General features: G+C 72.2%; 9 protein-coding genes. 8 read left to right on the top strand and 1 reads right to left on the bottom strand.

Going from position 1 to position 7,487, the window contains the following annotated elements:
- Nucleotides 1-181 precede the first annotated feature (181 nt).
- Nucleotides 182-790: a hypothetical protein gene (locus AC2IPW_RS12790; RefSeq protein WP_003937245.1), complete on the top strand. Its 609-nt coding sequence runs from the start codon at nt 182-184 to the stop codon at nt 788-790.
- A gap of 10 nt (nt 791-800) precedes the next feature.
- On the opposite strand, the gene AC2IPW_RS12785 is transcribed toward AC2IPW_RS12790, so the two are convergent.
- Nucleotides 801-1,133: a hypothetical protein gene (locus AC2IPW_RS12785; protein ID WP_003937244.1), complete on the bottom strand. Its 333-nt coding sequence runs from the start codon at nt 1,131-1,133 to the stop codon at nt 801-803.
- A gap of 207 nt (nt 1,134-1,340) precedes the next feature.
- Here AC2IPW_RS12785 and AC2IPW_RS12780 point away from each other — a divergent pair, with 207 nt between their 5' ends.
- The 7 genes from AC2IPW_RS12780 to AC2IPW_RS12750 all read left to right on the top strand — a co-directional run bounded on the left by AC2IPW_RS12780 (nt 1,341) and on the right by AC2IPW_RS12750 (nt 7,480).
- A complete protein-coding gene (locus tag AC2IPW_RS12780) occupies nt 1,341-1,679 on the top strand; it encodes an RNA polymerase-binding protein RbpA (protein WP_003937243.1) in 339 nt (112 codons plus the stop codon).
- Nucleotides 1,680-1,939: 260 nt separating this feature from the next.
- A complete protein-coding gene (locus AC2IPW_RS12775; RefSeq protein WP_003937242.1) occupies nt 1,940-2,305 on the top strand; it encodes a chorismate mutase in 366 nt (121 codons plus the stop codon).
- A gap of 8 nt (nt 2,306-2,313) precedes the next feature.
- Nucleotides 2,314-4,413: an aminodeoxychorismate synthase component I gene (gene pabB / locus AC2IPW_RS12770; RefSeq protein ID WP_003937241.1), complete on the top strand. Its 2,100-nt coding sequence runs from the start codon at nt 2,314-2,316 to the stop codon at nt 4,411-4,413.
- A complete protein-coding gene (locus AC2IPW_RS12765; protein ID WP_003937240.1) occupies nt 4,410-5,318 on the top strand; it encodes a prephenate dehydrogenase dimerization domain-containing protein in 909 nt (302 codons plus the stop codon). Before pabB ends, AC2IPW_RS12765 begins: the two co-directional genes overlap by 4 nt.
- Nucleotides 5,305-6,285 carry an AurF N-oxygenase family protein gene (locus tag AC2IPW_RS12760; protein ID WP_486376960.1) on the top strand — a complete coding sequence of 327 codons (981 nt, stop codon included), beginning with the start codon at nt 5,305-5,307 and terminating at the stop codon, nt 6,283-6,285. The genes AC2IPW_RS12765 and AC2IPW_RS12760 overlap by 14 nt, the downstream gene beginning before the upstream one ends.
- A gap of 109 nt (nt 6,286-6,394) precedes the next feature.
- A complete protein-coding gene (locus AC2IPW_RS12755; RefSeq protein ID WP_486376959.1) occupies nt 6,395-6,892 on the top strand; it encodes a hypothetical protein in 498 nt (165 codons plus the stop codon).
- Between the two features lie 162 nt (nt 6,893-7,054).
- Nucleotides 7,055-7,480 (top strand): Hsp20/alpha crystallin family protein, encoded by a 426-nt coding sequence (locus tag AC2IPW_RS12750; protein WP_003937237.1) that lies wholly within the window; start codon nt 7,055-7,057, stop codon nt 7,478-7,480.
- Nucleotides 7,481-7,487: the final 7 nt, after the last annotated feature.

The raw sequence follows: 7,487 nt of genomic DNA, 5'->3' as shown, positions 1-7,487 counted from the left end.
CGGATCGACGGGAGATTGTTACCGTTCCATCGCGCTCCGGTCACCGGATGCGCTCGAATCACGGTTTCGGGACCCGCTTTTCGGTCCGGTTTCCGGAAACGGCCCGCGCCGGCCCCGGCCCCCCTATTGTCGAGCCGACCACGCCGTCGCCCGTGCCCGTCCCATCCTCGAGGAGCTCTGGATGCAGCAGCGCCGATGGACCGTTCGTTCGCTCACCGCCGCGGCCGCGGTCGCTGCAGCGGTGGCCGTGCCCGCTCACGCCGTCGCGGAACCCGACCCCCCGGGGCTGCCGCCGGACGCGTTGCGCGCCGCCGCGGCCGCGGAGTCCCCCGAGGCGCTGCGGGCGGTGGAGTCGCTGCTCGACGCGGCCCGCAGCCCGGCGTTGTTCGAGCCGCCCCCGCGCAACACCCCGCAGCCGTTCATGCAGCCCGCCCCCACGTTCGGGCTCGGCTGCGGCGGCGGTTTCACCCCGTACGCGATGACCACCGGCTGGGCCCAGCCGGGCCCCAACGCGGTGCCCCCGGTGCAGATCGGCCAGCTGAAGATCTTCGTCTCCCCCACGATCCCCACCCTGCCCGCGCGGGCCGACCTGAAGTTCGTGTGGCTGAACATGGAGAACTTCCGAGGCGGCGTGGACACCCTCGACGACACCGTGGGCGGGGTGCCGCAGCTGTCGAAGACCCTCGATACCGGCACCGGCCCGGTGCTGTCGGCGCTGTTCGGGTCCGTGCAGTACGTCGACGGCACCTTCTGCCAGGTGGTGTACACGATGGGAGCGTTCTTCGCCTGAGGCGGCCGGCTCAGCGGAGTCGTTCGGCGGCGCGGGCCAGGCGCACCAGCTCGTCGCACAGGGCCGCCAGTTCCGCCGGACCGGCGCCCTCACCCACCGCGGTCGCGACGTCCTCGGCCGCGCACCGCACCTCGAAGGCACGGTCGGCGACGGCGCTCGCCTCCTCGGCGGTCAGGACCACCGCGTCCTCCGGCAGGCCCGCTTCCCGGGTGAGGGTGCGCTGTTCGTAGGCCCGCTGGCGGCACGACCGGCGGCAATAGCGGCGGCGCCGCCCGAGCGGGGCGTCGGCGACCGGACGGCCACACCAGAGGCAGTTCTCCGGTTCACGGGTACGTCCGGTCATGGCCGCACACCCTACCGCCCGCCGGAGCCACCGCGGCCGGGGCGGTAGACTCACCCGCGCCCACGACCGCGGGGCGGTCGGGAACCGATTCGACCGCGTGTGCGTTGACAGAAGTGGCCGGCATCCGCCGATGTCGACCGCACTGTGGACGCGCGTTCGCCCCGGAGGCGAGCGCACCGGGCGGAGCACACAAGAGAGGACACCACCATGGCAGATCGTGTACTGCGAGGCAGCCGGCTCGGGGCGGTGAGCTACGAGACCGACCGTGACCACGATCTGGCGCCGCGGCGGATCGCCCGCTACCGCTGTGACAACGGCGAGGAGTTCGACGTTCCGTTCGCCGACGAGGCGGAGATCCCCGGCACCTGGATCTGCAAGAACGGCCTGGAAGGCACCCTGGTCGAAGGCGCGGCACCGGAGGCGAAGAAGGTCAAGCCGCCGCGCACCCACTGGGACATGCTGCTCGAACGCCGCTCCATCGACGAGCTCGACGAGCTGCTCAAGGAGCGTCTCGAACTGCTCAAGACCAAGCGGCGCGGCGCCTGACACCGGGTCGACCGGTACGCACGAGGCCGCCCCCGGGATCCGTCCCGGGGGCGGCCTCCTGCGTACCGAGGGGGCGGTGCGCGTCCTGCCGGGTCGGCCGTGTTGCACGCACGGCACAAATAGATCAAACGCCGACAGCGGCTCCGCCCGCGTGTCATCATGATCGAACACCGGCCGGATTCTCGGACCGGCGACCTCGGACGACGCGAAACGGAATGACCCACTGGGGTTTCGGGACGCGGTACAGGGGGCGAAACGCAATGGACAACAGCAACGACCACCCGGCGGGCGCCACCGCCGAATCCGCACCGGACCACCTGCTCGACGGGCTGCGCACCGAACTCGACCGGGTCGATGCCCGGCTCCTCGACACCGTTCGCGACCGGCTGCGCATCTGTGCCCGCATCGCGCACCTGAAACAGCGGCATGCCATCCCGATGCTGCAGCCGGGCCGGATGCAGGTCGTGCATGCCCGCGCCGAGTCCTACGCGCACCGCAACGACATGTCGCCGGAATTCCTGCATTCGTTGTACGCGCTGCTCATCGCGGAGGCGTGCCGGGTCGAGGACCTGATCATCGACGGTCCCGGCGCGGCACCGGCCGAACTGCGCGAGACCCGGACCTGAGACCGGTCATGGCCGCGCCGCCGCCCCCCGGTTCGATCCGCACCCTGCTGATCGACAACTACGACTCGTTCACCTACAACCTCTACAGCCTGCTCGCCGAGGTCAACGGTGTTCCGCCCACGGTCGTCAGCAACGACACCCCGTGGGAGTCCCTGGATCTGGACCGGTTCGACAACATCGTCGTCTCCCCCGGGCCGGGCCGCCCCGACCGGGCCCGCGACTTCGGGATCAGCTCGCACGCCCTGCTCGACTCCGGTCTGCCCGTGCTCGGGGTGTGCCTCGGTCATCAGGGCCTGTGCAACCTGTTCGGCAGCGAGGTGGTGCGGGCACCGCAGCCGGTGCACGGCCGGTTGTCACGGATCCGGCACACCGGCACCGGACTGTTCGCCGGCATTCCCTCCCCGTTCGCGGCGGTGCGCTACCACTCGCTGGTCGTCGACCGGGTGCCCGACGACCTCGAGGCCGTCGCCTGGACCGAGGACGGGCTCCTCATGGGGGTCGCCCACCGGACCCGGCCGCTGTGGGGGGTGCAGTTCCACCCCGAGTCGATCTGCACCGAATACGGCCGCGAGCTGCTGGCGAACTTCCGCGACGCGACCCCGGCCCGGCCGCACCCCCCCGAGCCGGTCCCGCCGCCCGCGCCGGCGGCACCGCCGCCCGCGCTGATCCTCGAAAGCCGCCGGATCGACCACCACCCCGACCCGCAGCGGGTGTTCGAGACGCTGTTCGCCGACGGCCCGCACAGCTTCTGGCTCGACGGCAGCGCCGCCACCGAACCGAACTCGCGGTTCTCCATCCTCGGGGACGGGTCGGGTCCGCGCGCCGAGTTCGTCACCTACAGCGTCGCCGAGACCCTGGTGCGGGAACAGCGCGCCGGGCACCCGACCGCCGAGTTCCACACCACCTTCTTCGACCACATCGACCGCCGCCTCGCCGAGCGCACGGTCGCCCGGCGCGCCGACCTGCCGTTCGCGTTCGCCCTGGGCTACGTGGGCTACCTGGGGTACGAACTCAAGGCCGACACCGGCGGGCAGCTCGTGCACACCTCCCCCATCGCGGACGCGGCGATGGTCTTCGCCGACCGCGCCGTGGTCCTCGACCACGAGACACGCTGCTGCTACCTGCTGGCGCTGAGCGAGCGGGCCGGGGAGCCGGCCACGACCGCATGGTTCGACGCGACCGCTGCCGTGCTCGAATCCCTGGCCGAGTCCGCCGCGGCGCCGGTCGCGGCCCCGCTGGTGCGGGCGGAGCAGGATCCGCGGGTACGGTTGCGGCACGAGCCGCAGCGCTACCTCGAGCTGATCGCCCAGTCGATCGCCGAGATCCGCAGCGGCGAGACGTACGAGGTGTGCCTGACCAATGCGGCGACCGTGGAGCGCCGTGTCGATCCCCTGCGCACCTACGAGACGCTGCGCGAACTGAGCCCGACCCCGTACAGTGCCCTGCTGCGGTTCCCCGAGGTGTCGGTGCTCAGTGCCTCGCCGGAGCGGTTCCTGCGGATCGGCCCGGACGGGGTGGTCGAATCCAAGCCGATCAAGGGCACCCGGCCCCGCGGCACCACCGAGGACGCGGACCGGGCGTTGCGGCAGAGCCTGCTCGACAGCGAGAAGGACCGGTCGGAGAACCTGATGATCGTCGACCTGGTGCGCAACGACCTGTCGCGGGTGTGCATACCCGGCTCGGTGCACGTGCCGAAGCTGTTCGACGTCGAGACGTACGCGGCGGTGCACCAGCTGGTCTCCACGGTGCGGGGGACGTTGCGTCCGGATGCGACCGCGGTGGACTGCGTGCGGGCCGCCTTCCCGGGAGGATCGATGACCGGGGCGCCGAAGCTGCGCACCATGGAGATCATCGACAAGCTCGAGGACGGCCCCCGCGGTGTGTACTCGGGTGCGCTGGGCTACCTGTCCCCGACGGGAGCGGCGGACCTGTCGATCGTCATCCGCACCATGGTCGCCACCGAGCACGAGGTGGGCTTCGGCATCGGCGGCGCCATCGTCGCGTTGTCGGACCCGGCGGACGAACTCGAGGAAACGATGGTCAAGGCGGTGGCGATGCGCCGGACCCTGTCGATGAACGACCCCGCCGGGGACGGTCCCCCCGCGTGAGCGACACGACCGGCCTCGTCGTGGTCGTCGGCGGTGCCGGCGCGGTCGGCCGGATGCTGGGTGAGGCGCTGCGCCGCGACGGCGCCGCCGTGCTGGTGGTCGACCCGGCCGCCGGCGACGATCCCGGTGCACTGCGCGACGATGTCACCGCCCCCACCGCGGCCGTGCGGGACGCGGTGCGGTGCGCGTCGATGCTGGTGCTGGCCGTGCCCGAGGCCACGGCGCTGGCGGCCGCCGCCCGGCTCGGTCCGCTGCTGTCGCCGGACGCGGTGCTGGTGGAGACGCTGTCGGTGAAGTCGGCGTGGGCGCGGGCGGGACGCGAGCGGGGGTGGCCCGCGCAGTGTGTCGGACTGAACCCGATGTTCGCTCCGGCGCTGGGGATGGCGGGGCGGCCGGTGGCCGCGGTCGAGTACCGGCCCGGCCCGGCCGTCGACGCGCTGCTCGCGGCGCTGGACCGGTGGGGGGCGCGGGTGGTGCGGATGACGGCGGACGACCACGACCGGGTCGCGGCGGCCACCCAGGCGGCCACGCACGCGGCCGTTCTGTCGTTCGGGCTGGCGTTGGGGCGGCTGGGGGTGCCCCCGTCCATGGCCGCCGCGACCGCCCCGCCGCCCCACGTGCTGCTGCGGGCGCTGCTGGCGCGGATCGCCGGCGGCGCCCCCGAGGTGTATCTCGACGTGCAGGCCGGCAATCCGCACGCGGCGGCCGCCCGGTCGGCGCTGCGGGCCTCCCTCGACGAGCTCGAGGCGGTGGTCGAGACCGGATCGGTGGCCGGGTTCGCGGACCTGCTGGACCGGGCGGGAACGCCGCTGGGGGCGGACACCGACCGGTACCGTGAGCTGTGTGCGGAACTGTTCGCGGAGCTGACGCACGAGGAAACGGAGAGCCGTCATGGCCGAGCCTGAACTGCCCGCCTCGCAGGGTCCGCTGCTCGCGCCCGCGCTGCCCGCCCACGATCCGCACGACGTCGTCGAGAGCGCCGTCGTGCGGGGGCTGGCCCGGTCGTGGGGGCGGCGCGCCACGGTCAAGAAGAGTGAACCGGATCTGGACGAGCTGTTCGATCCGGGCCGGCTGGATTTCCCGGACGAGCTCGTGCCGTTCCACGCCCACCCCGGGTACCGCGCCCTGGACGAGGAGCACCGGGCCCGGCTGCGCGGCTGGGGCTGGATTGCGTACAACAAAAATGTCATGGACATCGAGCAGTACGTGGTCAACCCCGGTTTCGCGCTGATCACGACGGACTTCTTCGAGGTCGGACCGTCGGACACCGTGACCACGGGCGTGCTGCAGGCGATGGTCGACGAGCAGTACCACACCCTCATGCACCTGAACGCGAGCGCGGTGATCCGCCGCCGCCGCGGCTGGCGCATGCCCGAGTCGGCGCTGCCCCCGTGCCGGACCGTGCGCGAGCACCGGGCGGCGGTGGCGGCGGCGCCGGATCCGCGGGCACAGGCGTTGGTCCGGTTGGCGTTCACCACCGTCGCCGAGACCTCCATCAGCGCGTTCCTCGGTCTGATGACCGAGGATGCGGACCTGCAGCCGGTCAACCGCACGACGGTGGCGCTGCACCGGCGGGACGAACTCAGTCACGCCTCCCTCGCCGCGGAACTGCTGAAGATGGTGTTCACCGAGCTCGTGCCCGGCGACCGGGCGCAGCTGCTCGCGGCCCTGGCTGCGGGAATCGAGGCGTTCACCGGCTCGGATCTGGGCACCTGGGCGGCCGTCGTGGACGCGGAGCGCGTTCCGGGTGGGCGGGAGATGCTCGCGGACGTGGCCGCGGCGCCCCCGCGGCGGGTGGTGCAGGACTGCAGTGCGATCCGCCGGTTGTGCGCCGAACTGGGCGTCGCGGACGAACTGCCCGTCACCTGGTAGAACGATCGATATCGAACGAACGATTCGAACGTTCGGAATGATACCCGAGTCGTGATCCGGCGTCGTCCCTCGAACGTTCGAGGCGGGTTCGCCCTGGTAATCTGCGGTGGTGAGCGATGCATCCTCGTCGCCCGGCACACCGATCGGGGAAACCCCCGCGACGGGCGGCCGCCGCAAGCAGTACGCCAACAGCGCCGAACGTGCGCGCGCCTGGCGCGAACGCCAGCGCCGGACCGCCACCCCGGCACCACCGGCAGCGACCCCCGACCCACCCCGGCCGGCGCCCCAGTCGCCGCCCGAGCGCGCGGACACCCGCCTCGGCGCCGTCCCGGATCCGCCCCGCACGGCCGGCCCCGGGGCGGTGGACCTCGCGGCGACCCGGCTGCGCACCGAACGCGACGAGGCACTGCGCTCGGCCGCCGAGGCCTGGCAGCGGGTGGCCGAACTCGAGGCCGATCTCGCGATGGTGCGGGCCGAACTGGCCGACGAGCGGGCCACCCAGCTGCGCGAGGCGCGGGTCCACATCGCCGAGCTGCGGATGCAGGTCGCGGAACTGCGGCGCGAACGCGGCCGACCCGACCCGGACCCGGCCGACGAACGTTCGTAGCCTGCGTCCGGTGAGTGCGAACGATCGTTTGGATAACGTCCCGGGTTCGAACGTTCGGGGTGCGGGGGGTCGGGACTTCCGGCCCTGTCGGTTGCGCCCCGCACAGAGTCGAATGGACACGGAACCACCTTCCGTGGATCCGCTTCCAGGAGAGGAGCAGACATGTCCACTGTGCCAGCGCGCCGTTCCCGTTCGGTGTTCCCGGACCTGTCCGAGTTCTTCGACGCCTTCCCCTTCGCCGGTCTACGTCCCGCTCTCGGCGGCAACCTCATCCGGGTCGAGGACCGTGTCGAGAACGGCCGGTACGTCGTGCGGGCCGAGCTGCCCGGCCTCGACCCGGAGAAGGACATCGACGTCTCGATCAACGCCGGACAGCTCGAGATCACGGCCGAACGGACCGAGGAGAAATCCGAGGGGGGACGCTCGGAGTTCCACTACGGCTCGTTCCGGCGTTCGGTGACCCTGCCGCCGGGTGCGAAGGACGACGACGTCGAGGCGTCCTACGCCAAGGGCATCCTCACCGTCTCGATCGGTCTGGCCGAACAGCAGGAGGCCGGGAAGAAGATCGAGGTCAAGAACGCCGAATGAGCCCCGC

The organism is Rhodococcus sp. NS-SX18, assembly GCF_057367935.1.
The sequence above is the reverse complement of the archived record's forward strand: the minus strand, read 5'-3'. Positions and strand labels throughout refer to the sequence as shown.

What these genes read in the sequence shown, in the direction of transcription:
- AC2IPW_RS12750 (WP_003937237.1), top strand. Translation starts at nt 7,055, where the DNA reads ATGTCCACTGTGCCAGCGCGCCGTTCCCGTTCGGTGTTCCCGGACCTG.
- AC2IPW_RS12785 (WP_003937244.1), bottom strand. Translation starts at nt 1,133, where the DNA reads ATGACCGGACGTACCCGTGAACCGGAGAACTGCCTCTGGTGTGGCCGT.
- AC2IPW_RS12760 (WP_486376960.1), top strand. Translation starts at nt 5,305, where the DNA reads ATGGCCGAGCCTGAACTGCCCGCCTCGCAGGGTCCGCTGCTCGCGCCC.
- AC2IPW_RS12780 (WP_003937243.1), top strand. Translation starts at nt 1,341, where the DNA reads ATGGCAGATCGTGTACTGCGAGGCAGCCGGCTCGGGGCGGTGAGCTAC.
- AC2IPW_RS12790 (WP_003937245.1), top strand. Translation starts at nt 182, where the DNA reads ATGCAGCAGCGCCGATGGACCGTTCGTTCGCTCACCGCCGCGGCCGCG.
- pabB (WP_003937241.1), top strand. Translation starts at nt 2,314, where the DNA reads ATGGCCGCGCCGCCGCCCCCCGGTTCGATCCGCACCCTGCTGATCGAC.
- AC2IPW_RS12775 (WP_003937242.1), top strand. Translation starts at nt 1,940, where the DNA reads ATGGACAACAGCAACGACCACCCGGCGGGCGCCACCGCCGAATCCGCA.